Source organism: Oribacterium sp. HCP28S3_H8, assembly GCF_052064775.1.
In the GTDB taxonomy this organism is placed as follows: domain Bacteria; phylum Bacillota; class Clostridia; order Lachnospirales; family Lachnospiraceae; genus Oribacterium.
In genome coordinates, this window is sequence record NZ_JBQHUZ010000004.1 from 304,685 (window position 1) to 331,669 (window position 26,985).

Annotated in this window: 27 protein-coding genes; 25 read left to right on the top strand and 2 right to left on the bottom strand. The window is 41.6% G+C overall.

What is annotated here, in order from left to right; all coding sequences use genetic code 11:
- Position 1: 1 nt before the first annotated feature.
- Positions 2–1,012, bottom strand: a complete 1,011-nt coding sequence (locus ACTNEN_RS07045) for an LCP family protein (RefSeq protein ID WP_441205401.1) — start codon at positions 1,010–1,012, stop codon at positions 2–4.
- Between the two features lie 562 nt (positions 1,013–1,574).
- Between ACTNEN_RS07045 and ACTNEN_RS07050 the strand changes: the two genes are divergently transcribed.
- From ACTNEN_RS07050 to ACTNEN_RS07075, 6 genes are all read left to right on the top strand, one after another.
- Positions 1,575–2,354 carry a hypothetical protein gene (locus tag ACTNEN_RS07050; RefSeq protein WP_441205402.1) on the top strand — a complete coding sequence of 260 codons (780 nt, stop codon included), beginning with the start codon at positions 1,575–1,577 and terminating at the stop codon, positions 2,352–2,354.
- A 681-nt stretch (positions 2,355–3,035) separates the two neighbouring features.
- Positions 3,036–4,256 (top strand): LCP family glycopolymer transferase, encoded by a 1,221-nt coding sequence (locus ACTNEN_RS07055; RefSeq protein ID WP_441205404.1) that lies wholly within the window; start codon positions 3,036–3,038, stop codon positions 4,254–4,256.
- Positions 4,257–4,425: 169 nt separating this feature from the next.
- Entirely contained in the window at positions 4,426–4,905 is a 480-nt protein-coding gene (locus tag ACTNEN_RS07060) for a choline-binding protein (protein WP_441205406.1), read from the top strand.
- A 160-nt stretch (positions 4,906–5,065) separates the two neighbouring features.
- A complete protein-coding gene (locus ACTNEN_RS07065) occupies positions 5,066–5,788 on the top strand; it encodes a CpsB/CapC family capsule biosynthesis tyrosine phosphatase (protein WP_441205407.1) in 723 nt (240 codons plus the stop codon).
- Positions 5,789–5,800: 12 nt separating this feature from the next.
- Complete coding sequence (locus tag ACTNEN_RS07070) at positions 5,801–6,598, top strand: YveK family protein (protein ID WP_441205409.1); 798 nt, start codon at positions 5,801–5,803, stop codon at positions 6,596–6,598.
- A complete protein-coding gene (locus ACTNEN_RS07075; protein ID WP_441205410.1) occupies positions 6,598–7,368 on the top strand; it encodes a polysaccharide biosynthesis tyrosine autokinase in 771 nt (256 codons plus the stop codon). The genes ACTNEN_RS07070 and ACTNEN_RS07075 overlap by 1 nt, the downstream gene beginning before the upstream one ends.
- 161 nt (positions 7,369–7,529) lie before the next feature.
- On the opposite strand, the gene ACTNEN_RS07080 is transcribed toward ACTNEN_RS07075, so the two are convergent.
- A complete protein-coding gene (locus tag ACTNEN_RS07080; RefSeq protein WP_441205412.1) occupies positions 7,530–8,060 on the bottom strand; it encodes a hypothetical protein in 531 nt (176 codons plus the stop codon).
- A gap of 542 nt (positions 8,061–8,602) precedes the next feature.
- Here ACTNEN_RS07080 and ACTNEN_RS07085 point away from each other — a divergent pair.
- From ACTNEN_RS07085 to ACTNEN_RS07175, 19 genes are all read left to right on the top strand, one after another.
- Positions 8,603–8,878: a hypothetical protein gene (locus tag ACTNEN_RS07085; RefSeq protein WP_441205413.1), complete on the top strand. Its 276-nt coding sequence runs from the start codon at positions 8,603–8,605 to the stop codon at positions 8,876–8,878.
- Entirely contained in the window at positions 8,871–9,158 is a 288-nt protein-coding gene (locus ACTNEN_RS07090; RefSeq protein ID WP_441205414.1) for a DUF4160 domain-containing protein, read from the top strand. The genes ACTNEN_RS07085 and ACTNEN_RS07090 overlap by 8 nt, the downstream gene beginning before the upstream one ends.
- Positions 9,159–9,451: 293 nt before the next feature.
- A complete protein-coding gene (locus ACTNEN_RS07095) occupies positions 9,452–10,528 on the top strand; it encodes a helix-turn-helix transcriptional regulator (protein ID WP_441205415.1) in 1,077 nt (358 codons plus the stop codon).
- Positions 10,529–10,910: 382 nt separating this feature from the next.
- On the top strand, positions 10,911–11,360 hold the full coding sequence (gene pssD, locus ACTNEN_RS07100) for a PssD/Cps14F family polysaccharide biosynthesis glycosyltransferase (RefSeq protein WP_441205417.1): 450 nt from the start codon (positions 10,911–10,913) through the stop codon (positions 11,358–11,360).
- Positions 11,360–11,875, top strand: coding sequence for a glycosyltransferase (locus ACTNEN_RS07105; protein WP_441205418.1), 516 nt, complete (start codon positions 11,360–11,362; stop codon positions 11,873–11,875). Before pssD ends, ACTNEN_RS07105 begins: the two co-directional genes overlap by 1 nt.
- On the top strand, positions 11,872–12,477 hold the full coding sequence (locus ACTNEN_RS07110; RefSeq protein ID WP_441205420.1) for a serine O-acetyltransferase: 606 nt from the start codon (positions 11,872–11,874) through the stop codon (positions 12,475–12,477). The genes ACTNEN_RS07105 and ACTNEN_RS07110 overlap by 4 nt, the downstream gene beginning before the upstream one ends.
- A 51-nt stretch (positions 12,478–12,528) precedes the next feature.
- A complete protein-coding gene (locus ACTNEN_RS07115; RefSeq protein WP_441205421.1) occupies positions 12,529–14,493 on the top strand; it encodes a hypothetical protein in 1,965 nt (654 codons plus the stop codon).
- Positions 14,494–15,600 (top strand): glycosyltransferase, encoded by a 1,107-nt coding sequence (locus ACTNEN_RS07120; RefSeq protein WP_441205422.1) that lies wholly within the window; start codon positions 14,494–14,496, stop codon positions 15,598–15,600. It begins immediately after the preceding gene.
- Positions 15,590–16,630 carry a glycosyltransferase family 2 protein gene (locus ACTNEN_RS07125; RefSeq protein WP_441205424.1) on the top strand — a complete coding sequence of 347 codons (1,041 nt, stop codon included), beginning with the start codon at positions 15,590–15,592 and terminating at the stop codon, positions 16,628–16,630. The genes ACTNEN_RS07120 and ACTNEN_RS07125 overlap by 11 nt, the downstream gene beginning before the upstream one ends.
- Before the next feature lie 9 nt (positions 16,631–16,639).
- Positions 16,640–17,812, top strand: a complete 1,173-nt coding sequence (locus ACTNEN_RS07130; RefSeq protein ID WP_441205425.1) for an O-antigen ligase family protein — start codon at positions 16,640–16,642, stop codon at positions 17,810–17,812.
- Entirely contained in the window at positions 17,802–18,881 is a 1,080-nt protein-coding gene (locus ACTNEN_RS07135) for a polysaccharide pyruvyl transferase family protein (protein WP_441205426.1), read from the top strand. The genes ACTNEN_RS07130 and ACTNEN_RS07135 overlap by 11 nt, the downstream gene beginning before the upstream one ends.
- 20 nt (positions 18,882–18,901) lie before the next feature.
- Positions 18,902–20,308: an oligosaccharide flippase family protein gene (locus ACTNEN_RS07140; protein ID WP_441205427.1), complete on the top strand. Its 1,407-nt coding sequence runs from the start codon at positions 18,902–18,904 to the stop codon at positions 20,306–20,308.
- Between the two features lie 282 nt (positions 20,309–20,590).
- A complete protein-coding gene (locus ACTNEN_RS07145) occupies positions 20,591–21,580 on the top strand; it encodes a glycosyltransferase family 2 protein (RefSeq protein WP_441205428.1) in 990 nt (329 codons plus the stop codon).
- Positions 21,581–21,583: 3 nt separating this feature from the next.
- A complete protein-coding gene (locus tag ACTNEN_RS07150; protein ID WP_441205429.1) occupies positions 21,584–22,276 on the top strand; it encodes an SDR family NAD(P)-dependent oxidoreductase in 693 nt (230 codons plus the stop codon).
- A 102-nt stretch (positions 22,277–22,378) separates the two neighbouring features.
- Positions 22,379–22,726, top strand: a complete 348-nt coding sequence (gene tnpA / locus ACTNEN_RS07155) for an IS66 family insertion sequence element accessory protein TnpA (RefSeq protein WP_441205430.1) — start codon at positions 22,379–22,381, stop codon at positions 22,724–22,726.
- A complete protein-coding gene (gene tnpB / locus ACTNEN_RS07160) occupies positions 22,719–23,081 on the top strand; it encodes an IS66 family insertion sequence element accessory protein TnpB (protein WP_321048298.1) in 363 nt (120 codons plus the stop codon). The genes tnpA and tnpB overlap by 8 nt, the downstream gene beginning before the upstream one ends.
- A 279-nt stretch (positions 23,082–23,360) precedes the next feature.
- A complete protein-coding gene (gene tnpC / locus ACTNEN_RS07165) occupies positions 23,361–25,010 on the top strand; it encodes an IS66 family transposase (RefSeq protein WP_441205431.1) in 1,650 nt (549 codons plus the stop codon).
- Between the two features lie 253 nt (positions 25,011–25,263).
- Positions 25,264–26,505, top strand: a complete 1,242-nt coding sequence (locus ACTNEN_RS07170) for a PIN domain-containing protein (RefSeq protein ID WP_441205432.1) — start codon at positions 25,264–25,266, stop codon at positions 26,503–26,505.
- A gap of 6 nt (positions 26,506–26,511) precedes the next feature.
- Positions 26,512–26,718 (top strand): VanZ family protein, encoded by a 207-nt coding sequence (locus ACTNEN_RS07175; RefSeq protein WP_441205433.1) that lies wholly within the window; start codon positions 26,512–26,514, stop codon positions 26,716–26,718.
- Positions 26,719–26,985 lie beyond the last annotated feature (267 nt).

The window sequence follows — 26,985 nt, forward strand, 5'->3', positions numbered from 1 at the left end:
TTTAATCCTCCGCAGCGGCTGTCTCTCCATACAGCCACGTGTGGAGCAAAGCTGCATTCGCATCATAATCCACCGACAGCATATCCGCACCGTGGATCTGCTTCTCACGAAACGTGCCATCCTGAGGTACCCGATACGTGCCGCCGATTGTCATTTTCCGCGAAACAATCGCATAAATATAGCCTAGAATTTCCGCATTTGTCATGTCCGTCTGCACATATGGCAGTGCCTCATTGGAAAGTCCGAAAAGATGAATCAGGCTCATGCTCCGCGCCTTGTCAAACACCGTTGTGATAAGCTTCCGCTGGCGGGCGGTGCGGTCATAGTCGCTCTGCCCGAGGTGCCGCATGCGCGCGTACGCCAGGAGCTCCGTCGCATGCAACGTGTTGGCACCGGCATGAAATTTTCCATAAAGCGGATCGTCCTTCGGGAGCGGATTGTGACTTTCATCCGAGTTTAAATACCTGGCTTCATCCTCAGAGAGTCTGATCTCAATCGGTCCCAGGACATCCAATGCCTTTACAAAACCATCAAATCCCATCACAATGTTGGCATCGATCGGAATCCCGAAATTCCGTTCAATTGTCTTGTCGAGAAGCTGCGTGCCACCAAGCTCATAGGCAGCATTGATCCGGTTGTCCTTATACCCCGGGATGTCAATGTACATGTCACGCATAAAGGACACGAGTGTAATCTGATTGGTCTCATGGTTGATACTCGCAAGAATCATGGAATCTGAACGATGCTCCGTGGTGTCAGCGGACTGCTGGTCCTCACCGATCAGCAGGATGTTGGAGACTCCTTTATCATCGACAATATCCTTGTCCACCTTGCTCAGATCCACCGCAGTGGCAGGTGTCTCGCTTCGGATCAGCCCGGAATCTGTGACCACTCGTGTACTGTCTGCCGGGGAGATCCGCTGAATGCGCCCGAGGAAATAACTAAGCCCGCCATAGCATACAAGCACTGCCGCGATAAACGTGCCGATCAGAACTTTCATCCAGGTCTTCATAAATAAAATCCTTTCTGTTTCGTAGGCGGAACCCCACTACCTTTAGGTGGTAGGAGGAGTCCTGTTTGGGTAGTTGACTCCAAACCTCCTCTGCATCCCTGCAAATGTCTATTGCTTAATAATATCACGCAGGAAATGACTTATATAGAAATGGCATATAAATAGGAAGAAAATGCGAAATGAGTATAAATATTTCTTTAAAGAATAGTTTCTCTTGAATTATCTTATTGTTTCTATTAAAATATGAATCAATAGCATGGCTGTTATAAATTTTGTAAATTTCTAAAATAAGCATTTCCCAAATTTTATCATAGAATATCATTCCATAAAATTTCAGATTATTTCAATCCTTCCATATAGGAATGGATAAGCATTCGCTTGACGCAAATTATAAACAAAGCCATGGATCTTTTGAAATTTCATTTTCCAGACCAAAATGCTTCAGATGAAAACACCATAAACAAAAATGGAGGATAATTTTATCAAAACGAGCGCATCATCTCAAATCATAAGAATTCTCAGTATACGTAAAAGAGAAATTGAACTCGAAAATCAAGCACTAATGGAGTATCTGCGGCAGGCTCCGGATGGAAAGCTTCTGTGCACAAAGGATACCAAAAAAGGAAAGACGTATTGCAAATGGTACCAGGTTCCGCATGGAAATCACGGAAAGCGAATGTATATTTCCAAAGAGAATCGCGAATTAGCAGAAGCATTGGCATTCAAGGGTTACAGCGCTGGAAAGCTTAAAGATAATGCGGTGGAGCTTAAGCAGATCAAATGTTTCATGGAAAAGTTGAATGGGAAATCGGCAGTGGAAAAATATCTGGAACGTGCGCCGGAATATTTGTCGCTTCTTAAGTCCAGTCGGTTTACGGCAGATTTTTCAGGCGATGAGGTTTCGTATGGCAATTTGAAAGAGGAACTCAGGGAATGGTCGCAGGCAGAATACCGATCCAATCCCAATCATCCGGAACATCTTGTCTGCAAAACACCAAACGGGGGATATGTTCGGTCTAAGTCAGAGCTTTTTATTGCCACATTTCTACAGATGAATCACATTCCTTATCGTTATGAAGCGGAGTTGGAACTCGGCGATGAAATAATATATCCGGATTTCACCATTCGACATCCTAAAACAGGTGCGACTGTGATTCTGGAGCACTTTGGGCTCTATGACAATGACAGATATTTTGAGAGCTTTCTTCGGAAGCTGCGGGCATATCGCCGCTGTAATTATATTCCTTACTATAATCTGCTAATGACATACGAAACGGATGATATTCCATTTGACAGTGCCCGCGTCAGCAAAATGCTGGAGTTTTATTTCCTTGAAGAGTAAACCTCGACTGCAGGATGGAAAACGCCTTGCAGGTTTCGGCCTATATGCGACGATCGGATCAAATGTACCCGAATCGCAGCCAAAATTAGAGAGAAACTATCCTTAATACGATAATTCTTAAAGGTCATTCGGACTATATTCGCAAGGTAAGAAAAACGTACCCGAATTCCGAATACTTTTTCGGGTACGTTTCCAAAGAAATGTCATCATAGGCCGAAAACCCGCTGAAAAGTCAGAGGGCCAAGCACTTTTAAGCCGCTGATTCGGGTACGTTTCCAAAGAAACGTCATCATAGGCCGAAAATCCGTTCCGAGAAGCCATTACCCGCGAGGCAAGAAACTACCTCCCCTTCAAATTTAGCTTCATTGGGGATGGACGTCTGCTGAAAGCATGGATTTACCGTGGCTATCTTATCTCCACGACGGAAGCTTTAAAGTGAAAGGGGCCGCTTCAGTGTCGGTTTCGACCTATATGTAATGGCTAGATTAAACATACTCACTTATGTTTTTTATAAACCTTAATGGATGCCGAATTCGGTCTATAGGCGCCAGGATTTGGTCAAACATACCCGAATATTGAATCCAAACCACAATATAGTTTCTCTTAAAAATACAAAAACCCGGTTGCATCCTCGGCATGATACGCTATTATAATAAAGATCATACAAAGGAGGATCAAAATATGCGCTTTTTAACCGGTAGTACCAATGGACATGGCAGTGATCCGCGCAAATCCGAACATCATATTCACAAAAGCAAAATCATTTTCGGCGCAGTCGTACTGGGCTTGGCACTTGTCGGAGGCGTCTGGCTCGGAAGCCAGTACCAGCAGCGGAAGCAGACCGAAGCCGCCAATGCCGCGTACCGCGAGACACTTGATACATCAACATTCAAGGATTCCACCAACACACTGCAGGACATTACCACGGAGGTCTCTCCAGACACCGGCAACGTCTATTATCGTGTGAATGACGTCGAGGCTCCGGGACGCCCACATTTTTTTGCCAATGACCACATCCGCTACGACGGCGTGGAATACCAGCGAAATACCGCAGTCAAGACCTATCTGATCCTCGGCGCCGATACCCGCGGTGATCTGGATGATCTGGAACCCGGCGACCCGTATGCAGAGGATGCCACCGATGCGATTTTTCTGATTGCGCATAACACCGCCAAGGATACCGTGCATGTACTGCAGATTCCGCGAGACACCATGACCCTTATCAATACCGTGGATACCAAAGGACGGATTGACGGACAGATCACGGATCACATTTCAAGAGCCTGGGCATACGGAAACGGCGCGGATTTCTCCGGACAGCTGTCCATGCAGGCCGTGAGCTGGCTTTTTGCGGGACTACCGATCGACGGATACCTGGCAGGCTCGATGGATCTGATTACAAGCTTGAATGATTTTGTCGGCGGTGTGCCCGTGACCGTCCAGGATGATTTCATGACCCGGGCAGATCCAGGCTTTGTAAAAGGTCAGACCGTCTCACTTCAGGGAGATCTTGCAGAGAAATATGTGCGCTACCGGGACATCACAGAAGACTTCACGGCAATGACCCGTATGAACCGCCAGAGACAGTACGCCATTGCGTTCTCGGATGTACTGCTCGCAAAGCAGAAAAAAGATAATAAAACTATTTCCAATATGTTTCAGCTGATTCAGGACCACATTCAGACCAATATGGATAAGGGACAGTATCTCAAGGTCGCGCTGGATATGGCAAATTCCGGACCGCTGGAAGACCAGGATTTTGAAACGATCCCCGGAGAGTCCCGGCAGGGAGAGGAGATCAATCCGGATACCAACCAAAACCAGATGTACGATCAGTTCTATCCGGATTACAAGGCACTTGATCAGCTGATTCTCGCCGATTTCTACAGAACCATCAGCTGAAAGGTATTGGGCATATACATTTAATGCACAAAATTAAGAAATTGTGTAATATTTTTCCTGATAAGGCTTGTAATCCAACCGCATCAAGTGTTAATATATGCAGAGGCGTAGATAAAATCGCAACACATGTGATTTGATGCGTTACATTTTTGAAGGGAGAGTAAAGGAAATGAAGAAATTTGCTACACTTACACTTGTTGCAATTATGGCGGTATCTTCCGTTATGCCTGCATTCGCAGCTGGATCAAAGTCCGGTCATATCGGAGCTACACACTCAGGTTCAGGCTCCGGATCAAGCGCAGGTTCAAGCGCTGTTACTACTACCAATACAGTTTCAGGCTCAGGCGCTGTAACTTATGCAAACCGTGCAGAGACCAACGGTCACTGGGTACAGAACGCTGATGGTACATGGTCCCTTACCAACGATGAGAAGGGTTCTGGAGTATGGACCGGCTGGGTTGTTAAGAACAATCAGTGGTACTACATCGGTGCCAACGGCAAGATGCTCGAGGGCTGGCAGCTTATCAATGGTACTTGGTACTATCTTGCAGCTAACCGCGCAGCTAATCAGCCGAAGGGATCTCTGTATCAGGCTAAGACCACTCCGGACAACTACACAGTTGACGGAAACGGCGCATGGGTTCGCTAATCTGATCCCAGCGGGACAATCATTCAGAGACAAAATCAAGACAGCAGAGAGTCTACTCCCCGCTGTCTTTCGTTCTGTCAAAGAAAAGAATTAAAAGAAATAAAATCAAGAGAAACAAAGGATTTAAAAGAATCAATGGAACGAAAGGAAGCTTCCGGGGATGTATGACATTCACTCCCACATAATCTATCATGTCGATGACGGCGCCCGCACACTGGATGAAGCAGTTGAGCTTGTTACATCTGATGCATCGCAGGGGGCGAAGCAGATGATTGCTACACCGCATTATAGTGTAGAGTATCCGCTGGACCCGGAAATTGTGCGTAAGAAGCTTGCGGAGCTTAAGGACAGGGTGCAGGAGGCAGGTCTCGAGGTCGAGCTTTATCCAGGCAATGAAGTCCTGTATTTTGACAGTATGATTGAGCATCTCAAGGAGAAACGCATTCTGACGCTTGGGGAGACCCGCTTTATTTTGATTGAATTTTATCCACTTGACAGTTATCAAAGGATCCTCACTGCAGTACGGAAGATCCGCAGGGCGGGATACCGTCCGATCATTGCGCATGCCGAGCGTTTCAAGAGTCTGCGGGAGCATGGACTCAGCGAAGTGATTTCCGAGGGCGCTTATATCCAGGTCTCCACGGAGCCGCTTGGAAGGTCCGGCATCAAGGCTTTGCTCGATGGAGAGAGCAGGTTTCTGCACCATGCAGTGAAGCAGCATCAGGTACATTTCCTTGGTACAGATATGCACCGCATGGACCGAAGACCTCCGGTATTGTCTGATGCCGTCCGATGGGTGAGAGACCACACCAGCCGCGACTACTGCGAGGAGCTCTTAAACGGGAATGGGAAACGGATGCTTCAGGACCAGGATTTTTTATAAAAGGATGAACATATGCCAGAAAACAACAACGTGATTGCCACACTCAACCGAGTACATACAGGCAATCCAGAAGATGACGAAATTGAAATTGATCTCGGCCAGCTGTTTTTTGCACTGCGGCAGAAGATAGTGTACCTGCTCCTAGCACTGGTACTCGGGCTTGGACTTGGATTCGGCGTGTCCCGGTTTGTGCTGACTCCGACCTATACCTCTACATCCATGATCTATGTCATGACCAAGGAGACCACACTGACATCCCTTGCGGACCTGCAGATCGGCTCCCAGCTGACCACGGACTATAAGGTCCTCATTACCTCCCGCACCGTCATGGAGGACGTAATCCAGAAGCTCGGGCTCGATATGGATTATAACCAGCTCCGCAGCAAGATCACACTGGAAAATCCGAGCAATACCCGTATTTTGAATATTTCCGTCCTCGACACGGACCCGGCGAAGGCTAAGCAGATCACGGACGCGGTTGCGGAGAGTGCCTCCAATTATATCGCGGACATCATGGAACAGGATCCGCCCAAGATCATCGAGTACGGCGAGGTACCGCTTAAGAAAACCGGTCCGCACAATAGCCGTAATGCAGTGATTGCCGGCGTGATTGCCATGCTGCTGGTTGCCGGATGGGTTACTATTGATACCATTACCAATGACACCATCAAGACCGAGGATGATATCGAGAACTACTTCGGCGTTCCGGTGCTTGCCGCGATCCCAAAGAAGGATCCGGAGGCTGCCCGCCGCGCAGAGAAGCAGGGAGAGAACTATCGGAGACATGAGCGGAAGGGAGGCAGACACTGATGCAGGGCACAAATAAAAAAACATTGTCCATGACATTTGACCAGACACCGGACTTCCGCTATTCCGAGGCACTTCGTACCCTCCGTACAAACCTTCTTTTTTCCGGCTCCAAGGTAAAGAACATCCTGCTTACCTCTACGCAGCCGAATGAAGGCAAGTCGACGGTTTCCATGGATCTTGCGCGGGTATTTGCAGAGTCCGGCAAGAAAACACTGCTGGTTGACGCCGACATACGGAAATCCGAAGTCGTGCAGGTGCATGATATCAAGGAAGAAACCGTCGGTCTGTCCCAGATCCTGACCGGACAAATCCCGGTTGAGGAAGGAATCTACTCAGTAGCGGAAGTTCCCAACATGGACGTCATCCTTGCAGGTCCGTACGCGCCCAATCCGACAGAGCTGTTTGAGGATGAGATGTGCGAGAAACTCTTTAACTATATCAAGAGCCTGCAGTACGACATTGTGATCATCGACACCGCACCGATTGGTACGGTTATTGATGCTGCCATCCTGACCCGCTATGCAGACGGTGCAGCCCTTGTATGCGAAGCAGAGGTCACCACACGGAGACTTCTCCAGAGAGCCAAGGAGCAGCTCGACCGCACCGGAATCCGCTTCCTCGGTGTGATCTTAAACAAGGTTAATATGTCCAAGAGCGGCTATTACTCAAGCTACTACAGCTACCATAAGTATGGCAAGAGCTACGGAAGCTACGGCTACGGCGGATACGACAACCCGGCACATGCAAGCAGTACCGATCGCAAGGGATAAATTTTCCTAGTTTCATTTATCCGGTTTACCCGGTTTCATTTCACCTGATTTAATAAGGAAAAGCATGAGGTCATCCGGGACCCGCGGTAGTGCGGATCTCGGATGACTCTTCTTAAATGAGGACAAAAAAATAAGCTTTCCGATTGGGAGCTTATGCAGGGTTAGATGTTGTATTTTAGATGGATAGGTTCGCTGCCGATAAAAAGCAGATACTCCAGCGGAACATGGAGGTGCGCCAGAACCGTGTGGAGATTCGTCCAGGAGAGGACCTCTGCACCGCGGAGGCTGAGATCATGGCGCAGTGTGGAGATGGGAATGCCGCTCGCCTCTGAGAGCCACACCTGTGAATGATGCTGTTCCGCGAGGAGATAGCGGATCCCGGCTACGATTCTGTCGCGGTCAGACTTGGTCAGACTCTCTGCAAGCCTCCGGTAATGCGCATCCGAGTAGCTTTTGTCCGGAAGCTCAGGCAAAATAATGCGACTTGGATCCGGGACATATTGTACAAGACGCATCGGATCCGTTTCACTTTCCAGCATCTTAAAAAGCACCGCAAGGAGACGCGTATTAACATCACCATTGCTCTCAAGAGCGAGACGCTCGCTGCGGCTGATCAGACCCTTCTCTTCCAGCTGGTACATCGTCTTCCCCATGTCGGCAAAAGCCTGAATCAGTTTCTGGTAATAAAACATATATATCTCTCCTTAATCTATAAAATCCTAATTGAAGCCAAAATCAGAAATCAAAATCCGAAGTTAAAATCCAAGGTCCAAATTGTAACCAAAATCCAAATATATTAAAATTTAATATTTGCGCGGCTGGAATTTAAGCAGTACATTAAGATTAACCAGGAATCCGGCGGATTTCACTGATTTTTTATACGCCTGGAAAAGCACGGATTTATGCGGTCTCCGGCATCAAAAAACAGAAAAGATGCCAACAGGCGGCATCTTTTTTAAAGATAATACCAGGTTCGGGGACTAGTGGCAAAAGATTGATTTCGAGAGAAATTTATTCTCCCCCGCGCAAATAAAAATTGATGGGGGAATGACTAAGGCCCTTCAAGCCAACGCTTAAAAACCTGACATTGTGTTCCAGGAGCATGTAGCCAAAGCAGGATAAGTGTGATACTCTTTATGTATCAGGACCCGGAAAGTACTAAATCTTTTTGTGATAATTACAGGAGAAATAGCGACCAGCATGCGCACAAAGGCAGAAAGGATATGGGGAACGTATGGAACATCATCCATTTTTATCTTTTGATAATGGTCTGGAAATAACTTATTCTGATATCAAAAAGAAAAAGAGCGGATCAGAATACGTGACCATTTATTTTGAACAGCCTAATAATGATGGAACAGATTTTAAGTCTGCACAGTGTAACTATCCGGGAGGCAGTTTTACGAATGTCATTGGCTATAATACAGAGGAATTACATCAACTGTGGGAGCATGTAGCCAAAGCAGGACTACTTGCATTGGAATTTCAGAAGGATCCGAAATATGCCTAAATGTTTTGAAGCCTATGGATATATCATTTTCTTTTGGAGTAACGAAGGATACCCCATGGAACCGATTCACGTTCACATAGGTAAGAAGATAAGTGCCAATAGTACTAAAATCTGGATTTTGAGTGATGGAAGTGCTGAGGTGGCAAATAATAATTCAAGAATTCCACTTAAGGATTTGAGAAAAATCCTTAAAATTATTGAAGTCTATAGTGATATGATTGTAGCAAAATGGCAACAGTATTTTGGAGAAAAAGCATTATTTAAGGATCAACTGCAGTAAAATATAAATTCTGAACTTTTTATAGTGCCATTATCTTATCCATCAGGTTGGAAGCAATCCTGCTTCTGACCTGTTTTTTTATGCGCAAAAATATCGTGTATTCCCGCGCATCCCGGCGCGCAAACCTCAAAAACCTGCCGTACCACAGCAACTTTTCAAACACCAAAACAAATGCTGGATATTTACGAGATTATATAAGTATTATACAATCTAAAACATATCCGGATATCCACTCATAAATGGCAAGGTTTAATCTACATTGAACCTTCATCTCACCAAAGGAGGACGGCTCTATGCCAATGAATACTTACCATTTAACCAGTAAGGTAAATCTCAACATCTTAATCCTGGACATCCTGAAACGCCGCACGGACCCGGAGCATCGGATCACGCAGCAGGATATCCTGAACGAGCTCCGTCAGCGGTACGCCATCAAAATCGACCGCCGTACCATCACCAATCAATACAGCTACCTCCGGGAACTTGGCTATGACGTATTTTCCGACACACATGGCTGCTGCCTTATGAACCCGGAGTTTCGCGCCGCAGATCTGAGACTCATGGTAGACCTCATCCACGCAAGCAGCATCCTGACAGATGAGGAGAAAAAGAAACTCAGCGCAAGACTTATGCCCCTCGGGCGGAAACCTGCAGAACTAATTACCCTGAGCCCTGCAGACAAAATCACTCCGGGGACCGCAGATCCGCTCAGCCTTACGCCGCAGACTCAACACCACAGCAGCCGGATCAGCAAGGCCCTCCCGGAAATCGAATCCGCCATCGAGAAACGCCGCATGCTGAGTTTTTTTGATAACATCCTTAGCTTTGACGGACGCCTCACACGCACCACACTTAACTCCAATATTGTAAGCCCATACCTCACCCTGATCGAGCAGAATCATTATTACCTCATCGCCTACGATGAAACCAGCAAACGCCTCCGAAGCTTCCGCATTGACCGCATGAGCGACATTTACCTGCTTCGTAAACCACGGACCGAGCTTCACAGCCTCCCGGAATACCGCGAAGGCCTGAATCTCCATAAAATCCGTGCATGCATACATGACTCGGATCCCGCGAGCCTTGTGCTTCTGCGAATGCAAGCTGCCCACAGGGACGCACTGACCGAGCGCATCGGCGAAAACTACCGGATCGAATCCATTCGCAAGAGTCCGCAAGGGAATGGTATGTCGGAGCTCCTCGTGCGTGTCCATGTCCCGGCAGCAGATGTTCTCAACTGGGCACTTCGATATCCGGACGAAATCGAAGTCCTCGAACCCGTGAGCCTCCGCCAGCAGATCTGCTTAAAAGCCCAGCGCACCCTGCAGCTGTACCGGCAGGGCGGAGACAGCGAAGATATGTACGCATAAGTAAGTAGAGAAATTGATAATAATATGATATAATCTTGGGACATAATGCAAGGCAAAAGCATTGTGTCTCTTTTTATGCTTGCAAATTAAGAGAAAATGTACTAGCATAATACGAGCATAAATAATTGATGGATAGAAGACAGGTGCCTTTTCTTCACTGAGCTTAACAAGCGCTTGCTTATGATTGTTTGTATTTCACACTATGGCATTCATTCACGGGTTGGTCAGCGATCGACAGGCGAGAGAATGATTAGACCCGCGGGTGAATGGAAGAGTAGGGACTGGAGTTCTTGGTAAGCATATGGTAGCGCATTTCAATTATAGAAGATTTACTGCTTTGGAATAGCAGGGTGAGATTATAGAGGGGGTAAAGAAAGTTAGGATGAAGATATGTTTAGTGGGCTCATCAGGTGGGCATTTAACCCATCTGTATATGCTTAAGCCATTCTGGGAAAAACAAGAAAGATTCTGGGTCACATTTGATAAAGAAGATGCAAAGAGCCTTCTCAAGGATGAGAGGATGATCCCCTGCTATTATCCGACAAATCGCTCCCTTAAAGGTCTTCTCATTAATACACGACTTGCATGGAAGGTGCTTAGAAAAGAAAAGCCTGATCTTATTATCTCTTCTGGTGCTGCCGTGGCGGTTCCGTTCTTCTGGCTTGGGAAAATGTTCGGAGCCAAGACGATGTACATAGAGGTCTTTGACCGTATTGATAAATCCACACTAAGCGGCAAATTGGTTTATCCAGTTACGGATAAGTTCATCGTTGAGTGGGAGGAAATGAAGAAAATCTATCCTAAAGCTATTAATCTGGGGAGTATATTCTGATGATATTTGTTACAGTGGGCACTCACGAACAGCCCTTCAATCGATTGGTACAAAAAATCGACGAATTAAAACGAGACGGTGTGATCACAGAGGATGTGGTGATACAGACTGGCTTCTCTACGTATGAGCCAAAGTACTGCAAGTGGCAGAAACTCTTTCCTTTTCAGGACATGGGAAAGTATGTAGAACGGGCCAGAATTGTCATTACTCACGGAGGTCCATCGTCTTTTATTATGCCTCTCCAGATTGGAAAAATTCCGATCGTCGTACCTAGACAGAGCAAGTTCAATGAGCATGTTAACGATCATCAGGTTCTCTTTGCAAGAGCTGTCAAGGAAAGATACGGCAATCTGATTGTCGTGGAAGATATTGAGAAGCTGGGAGATATCATAAAAGAATACGATAAATTGTCCGCCGGTATGCACGGTGGAGGAATGGATAATAATGCAAAGTTCTGTGAGAAGTTTGAAGAACTAGCTAATGAGCTGGTTGGTAACAATGGAAAAAAGAGATGAGATACAAAAATATCAAAAGGGCAATATCTTATTTGGGATTCATACGAACATTTCTCCCCATCATATCATTGAATTTTGATGCATCTATGAAAGGGCTTATTTTTCAAGATGAGGTTTCTAGTAATTATTTATCAGCATTTGATAGTCAGCAGAAGCTGCGGTCAATTAATTACCTGCTAAACGTAAGTCTTCCGTTTCGCTCGGTTTTTTATTTTAGATTATGGCATGAAAAGCATTACTTAGTTTATTACTTGTCTCAGATCCTGCTTAGAAATCATAAGATTGATATTTGGGGAGATATTGCAGGTGGGTTTGTAATTTACCACGGAGTAGGTGATGTAATAGTCTGCAATAAAGCGGGAAAGAATTTTAATGTGTATCAGAACGTAACTATAGGAAGAAATCCGAAAACCAAATCGGGGGGGGTGGACACTCCTTCATTTGGCGACAATGTAAGTGTTTATGCTAATGCTGTAGTTATAGGAAATATATCAATTGGAAACAACGTGTCAATCGGGGCAGGAGCAGTAGTAACGAAACCGGTGCCAGATAATTGCACTGTTGTGGGAAATCCGATGCGGATTATAAAAAAGAAAGACTAAGGCCCATTACGTGGTTATACAAGATGATGTTCGAAAGAGATAGGAGAGTATATGAGCTTTAAGAGCACCGTACAAAAGAAATTGAATAGTGGTAGCTCAATTAATGCCGATGAACTCTACCTTAAGATTAAACCATATAAGTATGTTTCCTTTGATATTTTTGATACTCTTGTCAAGCGCAATGTAGAAAATCCAACTGATGTGTTCAGACTAATGGAACGCATAGTTGGTAAAGGTTTTGCAGACAAGCGGATCAGAGCAGAAAGAGAGGCTAGAAAAGGTCTAGTAAATAGTGGCAGAAAGGAAGTAACTATGGAAGATATCTATAGTTACTTTCCTGCATCCGAAAGAAAGAAACTGAAAGATCTAGAGCTAAACACAGAATTTCAGCTTCTTATTCCTAACCGTCCTGTGATAGACGTTTACAATAGATGCTTGAAAGAAGGTAAAACGGTTTTTATCACATCCGATATGTATTGGCCACAGGAAACGACTGAGAGATTGCTCGAAAAAATAGGTGTTGTTTCGTATAAGAGGTTGTACCTTTCGAGTTCGAGGCAAGCCGTAAAAAGTGATGGTTCATTGTTTACTCTTTTAGTTAATACAGAACATATTAATTCAAGGGAATTAATACATATCGGTGATTCCAAAGCTGGCGACTATGCAGAACCTCAAAAACTCGGGGTCAAGGCAATTCAGATACCGAGATATACAAAAAATATTAAGTATCGTGGAGATGAGAACTATTCATCTCTGCGCATGAACTATCTTAATACTTTCATCAATAACGTTGTGCCCTGTACAAATGATCCATATTACAAATTTGGATTTGCTCAGTTTGGAAAAGTTTTGTGGGGCTATGCACATTGGATTCATGATGTAGCTAAAGAAAAAGGAATAACGAAGCTCTTTTTTCTTGCAAGAGATGGTTACATTATGAAAAAAGCCTATGATATATGTGTTGAGGACCATTCCATTGAAACAAAGTACCTTGAGGTTTCCAGGAGAAGTCTTCGAGGCCCAATCCTCTGGATGGATTATTCCTTTGAGACAATTCTGAATATGGTAGTTAATGCCAAGCTTGTTTCAATAGAATCTATCTTTGATGGTCTGGGAATGGATATTGATCGTTATCAAGAACAGCTGGACCAGTATGGTTTTCATAGGGACACGATATTTGACCGAAGAACTATTTTTTTGGATGAAAAATTAAAGCAGTTGCTTACAGATCTGACAACGGACATTATAGAAAATTCTAAAAAGGAGTATTCACTTCTGACTGAGTATTTGAAACAGGAAGGAGTTTTAGGCAAATTTGGCATTGTAGATATTGGCTATGCCGGAAGCATGCAGCGCTATCTGACGCAAACTCTGAATAAACTTGAGATCCAGCATCAGATCACAGGATTTTATCTTGGTGTCGCTGACTTCTATAAGAAAAATGAAGTGGACGGACTTGATCTGGATTTAAACGGCTATTTGTTTGACTTCAAACATAATCCACATGCTGTTGACTGTCGGAGTTCATTCGTGGGATTATTTGAAACCCTATTTTTGGAGCAGGGAGGCTCTGTTAAAAGATATAAGAGTGAAAATGGACGAGTAGTTGCAGAGAGATATCCATATGAATATTTCAAAGATGGGAAACCTACAGAGGACTATCTGAAAATCAAGGAAATCCAGCATGGAGCCATTGATTTTGTTTCTATAGCAGCTAGAGATTCATTACTGAGCAAATTTAAATATAAGCCGTCTGAGCTTTTTGCCGGGATTTATGAGACCGGAACAGATCCAAATTCGTATGATTTAAAACTCTTTGCTGATATGGAGTTTTACGATGAAGGTATCACACAAAGGCTGGCTGCGCCCAAGGGGATGACACATTACATATTACACAAAAACGAATTGAAAAATGATTTCCTTCAATGCCGATGGAAGACCGGATTTATGAAACGATTGTTGAAGGTGAATCTTCCGTATCAAAAGATGTATTTAGCGTTACAAAGGTTAAGATAAATGAACAAACCGAAACGAATATTAATAATAGGCTTAACAGAACGGATGGGTGGCGTTGAGACGTTTATCTATAACACAACTATCTTTTCTGATAAATCAAAGTATAAATACGATTACTTGGTACATGGATCGGATCATTGTGTATTTCAGAAGGAAATAGAAAAGTTCTACGACGATGGCGAGCAGCACTTTTTCTTTGTTCGGAAATATAAAGAGAATCCCATCGGATGTATTGCAGATCTAAAGAGATTCTATGCTGATAATGGACATAAGTATGATTATATTCATTTTCAGTCAGGATCGACAGCTGAGATTCTTTATGCCTATCCATTTTGTAAGAAATATGGAATTAAAGTAATTAGCCATAGCCATAATGGAAATGGGTATTCACCATGCATAAATAAAATATTTAGAACGGTTGTTAATCAAGTTACATACAAACGGTTGGCGTGTTCAAGGGTGGCGGCAGAATGGCTGTTTGGAATGAAAGAGGCTGACCATACTCAAATAGTTATCAATGGAATAGATACTAAACGATTCACGTTTAATCCGATTAATCGATCCATGGTACGGAATGAGTATGGGATTGGTAAGGAGCTGGTAATTGGACACGTTGGGCGTTTTTCTGAGCAAAAAAACCATCCGTTTATTCTGAAAATTTTTAAGGCAATATTGAAAATTAATCCAGAAGCCAAGCTAATGCTTGTGGGAACAGGTGAAGATGAGAATAGGATAAAAGATCTTGGTCAAGAAATGGGCATTAATAATTCAATTATATATACCGGAAAGCAGCCCCGGACAGAAGATTATTACAGTGCATTTGATGTCTTTTTAATGCCCTCTTTATACGAGGGGCTTCCTATTGTTGGCGTTGAAGCACAGTGTGAAGGATTGCCCTGCTATTTCTCAGATCAAATCGATAAGCAGATAATGATTACTGATAATGCGCGGATGCTTCCGCTAAATCTGAGTGCTGAAGTATGGGCAAAAAGAATATTAGAACAAGGAAGAGTCAATGTAAGATTATCAGCACCATCAGTAATTTCGCAAAAGGGATATTCTATCACAGGGACTGTGCAGGAACTGGAAAAAGTTTATGGGTTTTGAAATGGATAAAATAAGTGTCATTGTGCCAGTTTATAATGTTGAAAGATATCTTAGACGCTGCGTAGATAGTATTATTAATCAGACTTACAGGAATCTTCAGATTATTCTTGTTGACGATGGATCAAAAGATAGTAGCGGCAATATTTGTGATGCGTATGCGTCAAAAGATTCCAGAATAGAAGTGATTCATAAAGCTAATGGTGGTTTGGGAAGCGCACGAAATGCAGGTATTGAAAAAGCTATTGGAAAGTACTTAACGTTTGTAGATGGAGATGATTCAGTAGAAAGAAATCATATTGAGTCCTTATATTTATGTCTAAAAGAAAAAAATGCAGACACTTGTCTTGGCGGACATACCAAAGTACACAAGACAAGAAAAGAAAAACATATTAATGTTTGCGCTGGAAGAGAGTACGAGGGAGATGAAGTCAAGAATAATATTCTTGTTCGAATGCTCGGTAAACTTCCAAACGGATCTGATTATATTGAAATGTCCGTCTGCATGGTACTGTTCTCAACGGAAATTATTAAAAAATATGATTTGAAATTCCACTCGGAACGAGAATTTATAAGTGAGGATCTTATTTTTGATTTCGATTATTATCCATTAAGTTCGCGGACGGTAGTATCCACAGATGTCGGATATCATTATTATGATAATGAAGACTCTTTGACAACTAAATATAATCCTGAACGTTTTAACCAACAAAAGATAATGATTCAGGAAGTAATTAGGAGGGCAAAAAATTGTGGAATCTATTATATCGGTGAGCAAAGAATATTAAATACATTTTTATCTATTACAAGATACTGCATTAAACTAGAAGTAAAGCAAAACATTAATCAAAAAAATATCGTAAGAAAAAGAATAAATGAAATTTGCTTTGACCCTTATGTATGTCAATGCATGAACCGTTTTGACAGGAAATCAGTTGCTGTGAAGTCAAAGATAGTGAATAGTATGGTTTTTCATCATAATACTACTGCTCTAATATTGACTATGCAGCTTAAGAATAAATTTAATATATAGGATAAAATCGTGAAAATAAAGATAACTACATTTATATATATTTTAGTATGTTTTCTTTTAACTCCAATACCATACATTTCACAAACGGCAAATAATATATTTAGTCTTACATTGGAAATATTACTTGTTATTTGGCTGCTAAGTAGACCTGTAAAAAAACAAGTAATATATGAAAATGCAAGTATAATTCTATTCATGGTTGTGTCGGTTATATGTACATATATAAATGTTAAAACCGGAACAAGAACCATAAATGCCATAGTTACAGGATTGAAGTATGTTTTGATATTTATTATTACAGAACAAATATCAAATAAAACTAAATATCAATATGTTGCTAATATATTATTTACCTATTTTTCTCTATTAGCTATTATTGGTGATCTATGTGTCTTCTTTACAGGAGGGAAAGGTATAGGATCAAATGGCATATTAAATTTGTATCTGCTTGGCTCAAAATTTACATTATCATATATTCACATGTTTTTTCTCTCATTGTTTCTTAATCAGAATTACTTTATTAAAGATGTTAAAATTAAGAAGCGATTTTTTTGGATTCTTTTGCTATATACTTTAGCTTTAACTAGATTTATTTCTTGTGTAACTGGAACAATAGGTTGTTTAGTTATTGGTATAATAGTATTTTTCATTGGAAAAAGAGACAAAGTATGTGTATTTCTTTCTAAGCCAATTGTATTCGTATTTATATTTATAGGGTCAACATTTTTACTAGTTGGAACAAATGTATTATTGAGCAACAAATTCTTTTATAATATTTTTCAAACATATTCGCACACAACAAAACTGCTTTCTGGAAGACTGGATATGTACTACGTTGCAATCAATGCGATAAATAGACAACCAATATTTGGCTATGGGATTAATTCGACCATAGTAGAAGACGTATTGACATGGGGGAATGCTCAAAATGGATTATTAAAGATGCTTCTTGACTATGGTATTATTGGAACTGTTTTTTTCTTAGCGGTCTGCTTTCATTCTTTCAGTAGTTCAAATAAGAGTGATTATCGAACATCTTATCCCATTATGGCTTTTATTTACGGCATGGCTATTTGTTCTATGGTAGAAATTAACCTATCAGCATATTTTTTCTTGGGATTATCTTTACTTTGGAACAGTAAAATTAAAACAGACAAGGGGTTAACCCAATATGAATATTAATATTTTAACAATGCATAGGGTATATAACTACGGATCTTTTCTCCAGGCCTATGCATTAAAAAGGACCGTTGAAACACTTGGACATAAAGTTACTTTCATTGACCCTGAACCTGGATCCAAGACATGTAAACCAATTGTACCCTCAAAAAATAAACGCATTGATAAATACTGTATAAATAGATTGATATTTAAACAGAAAGAGAAAAAATTCGAAAGGATGTATGCTGATTCACTCAGAAAATATTTGGGCGTAACAAACCATCTTGTTTTTGACAAACCAGCAGATTTAACCATCATTGGAAGCGATGAGGTCTTTAATTTTAATCCATCTAACCCATGGGGAATTTCTCCTGATTTTTTTGGCGGTCTTCATAATTCTAGAGAAGTCATATCTTACGCAGCATCATGCGGATATTCTACGATTGACGACTTGTCATCCGAATGGAAACAAAAGATCAGATTATATCTAAATAATCTTAATAGTATTTCAGTGCGTGATAAAAACACTTTCGAGTTTGTCACTGGTATTACGAATAAAAAAGCTACGATTAATTTGGATCCAGTACTTATATATGACTTTCAAAATGATGTGCATTACAAAGAAAGTTCCAGCTTCAGATATAAAAATCGGTATATGATTATATATTCTTATAGAAATAGAATATCCGATGAGTACGAGATATTAGCGATTAAGAAATTTGCAAAAGATCATAATTTAAAAACGGTATGTCTAGGATCTTTTCAATATTGGGCTGATGATTATATCATTGTTGACCCATTTGAAGCTTTGCATTATTTTGACAATGCAGCATGTGTAGTCACAGATACATTTCATGGGACTGTAATTAGTAGTATCTTTCATAAAAAATTTGCTGTCATAATCAGAGATAGTAATAAGAATAAACTAGAGGATCTCGTAAAAAGATTGAATTTGAGTGAACATGTAGCTTCCAATGCTGAAATGATAGGAAATAGACTTGAGTATTGTGATGACTATAAAAAATTTGATTCCATAATCATGGAAAACAGAAATAAAACTATGGACTACCTTTCTGCTGCAGGTATATAAATTTCAAGGAATTGCATTATATGAATACGGATTCACGAAGAGATTATTTGTTAAAAAATACCATGCTTTTTACAATAGGTAATCTGGGCTCAAAATTCATCTCATTTTTTTTGATACCTCTTTATACTAATGCCTTAACAACAGGTCAATATGGTACAGTTGATCTTATTACTACGGTTAGTACAGTGGCAGTACCCATAATTACTTTGAATATTGGAGAATCAGTGATGCGGTTTGCACTTGATAAAAATGCAGACCATAAAATGATAACAAGATGTGGTATATACGTACTATTAGTAGGAAGCTTATTTGGTATTATTATTATTCCAATATGTAAAATATTTGGAAGCTTATCCGCTTATTCGATATTTACTTACTTTTATGTGATTTCATCAGCATTTAGTCAACTCTTTCTATGTGACTTGAGAGGAAAAGAACTGCTGTTACAATATTCTATTGGAAACATAATTAATACTTTACTTATTGCTGTTTTCAATGTCGTTTTACTTGTTGTTTTTTCTAGAGGTATTGAAGGATACCTAATGGCATATATTTTAGCCAACTTTATAACCGCATTGTATGCGATTGTTGTCGGAAAAAGCCTTTCTAAATCTCAAATTAGAAGAATAAATGTTCCATTACTTAAAGAGATGGTCAGATATTCAATTGTTTTGATTCCAAATTCATTTATGTGGTGGATCATGAATTCATCTGATCGCATAATGGTCACCGGGATGGTAGGAATAGCAGCAAACGGTATCTATGCTATCTCTTATAAATTGCCGACGCTTGTAATAACATTAACTCAGGTCTTTAATCAAGCGTGGGGATATTCTGCAATCAGAGAACAAAATGCTGTGGATGAGAGCGAGTATAATAATAAAGTGTTTAAAGCGTTGACAGGTTTTATTATGCTAGTAGGCATAGCTATTTTGACATTCTCGAAGCTGTTTCTAAGAATATATGTATCGGCTAATTACTTTACTGCATGGAAATACATACCTTTCTTAACCATAGGCTGTGTTTACTTGACATTAGGGACTTTTATAGCAACGAGTTATACGGTTCATAAAGATGGTTTTGGGTATTTATTTTCGGGTATATTTGGAGCTGCTTTTAATGTGACGTTAAATTTTATTCTGATACCAATCATACAAGTATATGGTGCTGCATTAGCTACTTGTATTAGCTACTTTCTGGTATTTTTATTCAGAATGGTACATACCAGAAAATATATTATATATAAAATCAATAACATTGAATTTATAGGAGGAACAGTAATTTTGCTATTGTCCTCATTTTGTACCTATATGAAAGGGCATGTGGCTTTTGGAGTACAGGTTATCTTACTAGTTACCGCAATTTTCTTATTTAAAGATTCATGGAAGCCTATTTTACTTAGTATTTTTAGAAAGGCCAAGCGATAAGCATTTATGCAGATAATAGGTGAAATTTATCAGTATACATAGAGCTGCGGCATGTATTGACATATGCCCAACAAACTTCATTGAGATTGTAGATTATCTTGATCATATGGACACAGAGATTAAAGCGATATCAATCGACTTTCTCAGAGAAAGATCAGATATTGTCTGACTATAAAAATATAGAGGGTGGTTCAAGAAAAAAGATGCCTATCAATATTAACCATATAAAAATCCAAATTGGACTTATATTTAAGTATAAAAATAAAATCGGGAGTAGAATTTATGAAGGTTTCAATTATCATACCATTATATAAATCGGAAAAATATATACGAAAGCTGGCTGATTCTATTTTAAACCAGACATATCGTGACTTAGAAGTTGTATTCATCGATGATGGATCCCCTGATCGCAGCGGAATCATCGCAGACGAGTATGCGAAAAAAGATAGTCGCTTTAAATCATTCCATCAGAAAAATGAAGGAACGTGCTCTGCCAGAAATAAAGGCTTGTTAGAAGCAACTGGGGAATACATCATGTTTGCCGATGGGGATGATTGGCTTGAATCCGATTGTGTAGAGTATCTTGTATCAATCCTTGAAGACAACAATGCTGATATGTCGATGACTGACAGTATATTTACTACCAGAGATCGTAAACAAAATGATACAGATAATGTTCGAATTTGGACTAATAAAGAAGCAGTCGCAGGTATTATTAATACATTCATTATTCCCGTCGGTCCATGGAACAAGCTCTACAAGGCGAATATTATAAAGGAAAATCATATCACATTTTCGGTTGCATGGTTTGGAGAAGGACTTTATTTCTCTGCTATGGTTGCTCAAGCATCACCACGTGTAGCTGTAGGACATAGAAAAGTTTATGATTATAGATTGAATAATCCTAATAGTGGGTGCACACAGCGAGAAGTGAAAAACGGAATTAGTTCATTAAATAATATCTTCTATATTAAAGATCAAATCAAATTGCAGTCGCCCGAAATAACAGAAGCATTTAATTGGCATATCTGGACTAACTATTTCAACTTACTCATGTACATTGTTGGGGCAAAGGAAGAAATGAAATATTATGAGGAATTGTTGAAAGCAAAAAAAGAATTAAAACGTTATGAGCCATTGGTTATAAAACACTCACACCTTTCTTCAAAGCAGAAGATTGGTATCGTTTTGAAATCTTATTTGCCAGTATATTTTGCAAAGCGTTCATTACAAAATGCTGAAAAAGCGTTTGCCAAGGATACAATGGAGTGATGAATGATGGGAATTAAAGGTGCAGTTTTATCTATTATAAGAGCAACAAGAGAAAAGAAAATCATTCCAGTTGAGAAGCCGGTATCAGAGCAGAAGCTACTCGCAGGGAAGGTGGCGTTGATCTCTGGTGGCAGCGGAGGTATTGGAATATCTATTGCAAAAGAATTACATGCGTGCGGATGCAAGGTGATTCTGGGTGGAACAAATACCGCGAAGCTGGAAAAATGTAAAAAACAGTTTCCTGATGGAGGTGTAGAGTCAGTTATCTTCAATCTATCTAACACAGATTCTATTGGCTCCACAATCAAAGAAGCAGAAACTAAGTTTGGTAGCATTGATATTTTTGTCAATTCTGCGGGAGTTCACAGTGAGAATGCTAATCTTTGGACAATGACACCGGGTGAGTATGACCGGGTTATGAACATCAATCTTAAAGGTGTATATTTCGCTTGTGTCGAAATGGCAAAATACTGGAAGGAAAAGCAGAGGAAAGGGCATATTCTTCTGATTTCTTCTTCCAGAGGATCAGAGCCTGCCTGGTCTCCATATGGCATTTCAAAATGGGGAATTAATGGCATGACAAAAGGGCTAGCAGAAATCCTGACGCCGGAAGGAATCATTGTAAATGCCATCGCTCCCGGGTCAACTGCCACACCGCTGCTTGGAATTCATGAGGGAGACAGCATTTATTCGTAAACGGTAAATATTAAGTGTCTTCTTGTCATGCCCTGATTTTGGGATAATCCCCTTAGACAATTCTTGAGGTTCTTAAGAACCTTAAGACAAAGGGGGAATCTTATGGGCGCCGAGTTATTGGTTACGAAAGTTCAACACAGATCCTGGATGACCATGGTCCAGCAGCAATCTTCAAGTGGGTTATCTGTTGCCGAATGGTGCAGCCAGAACCAGATCAGTACAAAGACTTTCTACTATAGAAGGAAACAGCTGAGAGCTGAAATCCTCCAGAGCAATACTCCAGTGTTTGCTGAGGTGAATTCAGCGGAGCCTGCGCTGCCAGGGTTCGAACAATCAAGTGACTTCCGAATGCAGCTCACCATTACTTTAAACGGAGTCACGATTGGTGTCTCAGAAGGAACATCCAGACAGCTTCTTACCGATGTCCTTCAGGTGATTCGCAATGCTTAAGGATGCAGTCGGTGTTTCAAAGATCTACATTGCCTGCGGCTACACCGACTTAAGACTTGGCATCGATGGACTTGCCTTCCTGATTCAGGAGAAGTTCCATCTTACTCCGACAGAGAAAGGAACCCTGTTCCTCTTTTGTGGAAGAAAGAGTGACCGGATCAAAGGGCTCTATTTCGAAGGAGATGGATTTCTCCTTCTTTATAAGCGGCTTGCTCCAGGATTCCGATACCAGTGGCCAAGGACTGTCGCCGAAGCTAAACAGCTGACACGGGAACAGTTCGCCGAGCTGATGAAGGGCTTTAATCCACTACAATCCGGACTGATCGGCGAGATCCATCCGAAGCGTATTGGATGAATTGTTTGTGCAATACGGAGAAATTTTTCTGTGTTCTGAGGCACTCCAATGGTACCCGGAATCGTTTTTCGAATCTCCTGTTAACAGCTCTGACGCTCAATGTATGACTGTATGTGAGCGTCCGGAAAAGCAGGAATGATCTTTGACAACTGTATATCACCTTCTTCTGATGCCGTCCTGCGATGTCTGGTCCGTAGGCATTATGACGACAGCCCCAGCGGCTGAAAGTGGCTGTTTATAAGGCTTTCAGGTATAATAAGTTCGTATTCGGAGGTCATCATGGATAAGAACTATACACCTGAAAAACTGAATGAGCTTTCCAAGGAAGCGCTCGTACTCATGGTTCTGTCCATGCAGGAGCAGCTTGCTTCTGTCAATGCAAAGCTGGACAAGCTGACCGAGCAGATCGCGATCGCCAACAACTATCGTTTTGGCAGGCACACGGAAAAGCTAAGTGAGCAGGAAGGCCAGGGATGGTTCGATGCGGACGGCAACATCTACTTTAATGAAGCCGAAGCAATCCATGATCAGAACCCGGATCCCGAAGAGCCTTCGATCGAGACCGTTGTCCGGATCAGAAAACCACGTCCAAAGGGAAAGAAAGAGGCTGATCTTAAAGGTATTCCGGTCATCCAGCTTCCTACGAATGACGTTCCGGAAGAAGTAAGGATCCGGGAATTCGGTTCTCTCGACAACTGCCGCCGGATGGATGATGAAGTCTATAAGAGACTGGTCTTCATACCCGCAGGCTGGAAAGTTGAGGAAACGCATGTCGCTGTCTATCGCAGCAAGACCGGTCTTCCGAAGTTTGTAAAAGGTGAAACACCTCCTTATCTGCTTCGCGGAAGCATTGTGAGCCCGTCATTGGAGTCAGCACTTATCAATGCCAAGTATGTCAACGCTGTCCCATTCAGAAGGGTTGAAAAAGACTTCGATAGAAACGGCGTGCATATCTCAGAGCAAAACATGGCATCCTGGACGATCAAGTGTACAGACCGGTACCTCTCGAGGCTTTACAGCTACCTGCGGAAACTACTCATCTCAGAGTATAAGGTCCTGCAGGCGGATGAAACGACCGTTGAAGTAACAAAAGACGGTCGGAAAGCAGGAGCCAAAAGTTACATGTGGATCTACCGGACCGGTCAGTATTATACTGACCATCCGATTGTCCTTTACGAATACCAGAAGACCAGAGGCAGCGATCATCCGCTGGAGTTCCTGAAAGGCTTCTCCGGATACCTGGTTTGCGATGGCTACGGCGGTTACAAAACACTGGACCGAAAGGTAAAAGACATAAAGATCGCCGAGTGCTGGGCGCATGCCCGAAGGAAGTTCTCCGATGCAGTCAAAGCAGCAGAGTCCAGGCAGGTAAAGCTCCCGGCAACCATCGCAAAAGATGCGATCCGCATGATAGCTGCTATCTATCATGCGGAAGGACTACTGCAGGACCTTAGCCCTGAAGAACGTCAGAAGGAACGTATGGATAAAGTACGTCCTCTTGTTGACGCTTTCTTTGCGTGGGTTCATAAGATATCAGAAGATAAGAGCATCCTGATGAGTGATAAGACCCAGGAAGGCCTCCAGTACTGCCTTAACCAGGAATCATATCTCCTGACGTTCCTTGAATGCGGAGAGATTCCGCTGGACAACAACCGCACGGAGGCCACAATCAGAGGTTTCACAGTCGGACGGAAAAACTGGATGATGTGTGACACCATCTCCGGAGCAAAATCCAGCGCCGTGATATACAGCTTAGTTGAAACGGCCAAGGCCAACAGCCTTAACCTGTATCAATACTTCGAGTATCTGCTCACCGAACTTCCAAAGCTTGGTGAGTTTCAATCCGATGAGGACGAAGCTGCCAGCATGGAGCGGCTGCTTCCCTGGTCGGAAGAATTACCAGAGATCTGTCGGAAAAAGAGTCGCTGAGAAGCGATCCTTTTTTCGGGCAGAAAAGCACTGATTATTTACCGTTTACATTTATTCAGAGGATAATAAACTCGGAAGAATGATTGTCCCAGATGAGATTGCCACATACGCGAAATTACTTGTTAGCGATGCAGGTGATATGCTCGCAGGCGAGACGATTCATATCTCTGGCGGCAGAGGAGTATGGGACATAAGGTGATTAGCATGCGACGGTGGGAATGTTAATACGATCTGGGCGAAGGTGCACAATCACATGGAAAAAAATACCTATATAAATACGGCAATAATAGATACAAATATTTTTATCAAAAACAATAGTGATTTCTTAGGAATTCGCTCATCTACATTACCTTTGTTTTTTGAGCAACTACGAAGTAAGGGCATCACTCTGCTACAATCCGATATTCTTGACCAAGAGGTAAAGAAGCATATAGAGGATTCCACTCTGGTGAGGCAAGTTTTGGAATTGAAGAAGAATTTGCGTGAGAATGAGAAATTGCTCAAGTACTACGAGATCAAGTCAAAACTACCAATAGATAAGATTAATATTGCACAGGATCTTTATAGCGCCTATAAGAATAATTACACTTCAGCAATCATGTTGCACTATGCGGATCCAAAGGAAGTATTTAATAGATATTTCTCATCTATGCCCCCGTTTAGTGAGACTGGGAAAAAGAAATATGAATTTCCAGATGCTTTTGTTCTGAGCTCAATAATATCATATCTGCAGGAACATAGCGAGAGTAGGTTGCTTTTGATTTCTGATGACAAAGATTGGGAAAATACAATCAAGGGATTTAATCAAATTGTCATTTGTAAAGGTATTGATGATGCCATGAAATTATTAGAACAAGACGAATCAATACTACCTATCAGATTCATTAATAAGATACTTGAAGCAAATGCGCAAGAGCTTAACCAAAGAGCTGAAGATGGATTTGCAGTAGAAGCCTTCGGAACCGAGAAATATGATTTTGAGGAAGGACCAGAAATAAACAATATATATAGTTCAGAAGTTAATTGTGATCCGGACATAGTAACGGCTTTAAAAATTACACATGATAAAATCATCATAAAGACTTTAGCGAGATGCCTAGTGGACGGTGAAGGAACAGTTTTTGATGAAGATCGGTCAGTATGGGACTCCGAAGATCGTGAGTGGGTTATATATGCATATACGCAAATCGGCTTTAAAAGGGCAATTGCAGAAACTGAGTGTGAGATTCAAATATCATATGACATGGACAAAATAGGAAACTTAAAATTTATAGATACGCTTGACGAAAAAGAGCTGTTACATTTGATGGAAAATGCCTCTAAAGTAGATTACTTAAAGCTGACCAACTTTGGAGACATAGAACTAGATTTAGATCCAAACTACATTGAGGCGGTTCCACTTGATGATGACGATATGGCTCATAAGGCATTACTGGAAGATAAAGGCTATCCATGCCTTACATTGCCAGACATAAAGAGAAGACATCGCTGTTGATTGCATATGGTGAATTCTCAGAGAAGATCATTTGGCAATTCCGGTGCATTGAATGCGCCTGTTGTGTCGATATGTGACCAGCTCAGTAAGATCGTTGTCCCGGGACGCGAATTCGACATCACAGACATTCCGTTCGATGTGATGGGGTATCTGATCGGGATTTTATTCGTATATGTAGCAAGACATGAGTGGCATAAGTTCAAACAGAGGTGATGGGTTTCACTCCTCTTCTCAATACCCGTATCTCTTCCGCATCTTGAACCCCCGGTAGCTGTTGCCATGCAGGGAGATAACAAGGCATTGATCGAAGAATCGATCCATGGCACTGCGTTCACCTGACAAAAGATGAGAATAAATATTTTACCTTAAGATAACGTATAATTAATTGCGCAAATTCTTTTAAAACCGAATAAAAAAATAGACATGACTAGTACCTTTGGGTAAAATTTTAAGTGCTCAAACAAAAAACTAACCGGAGGT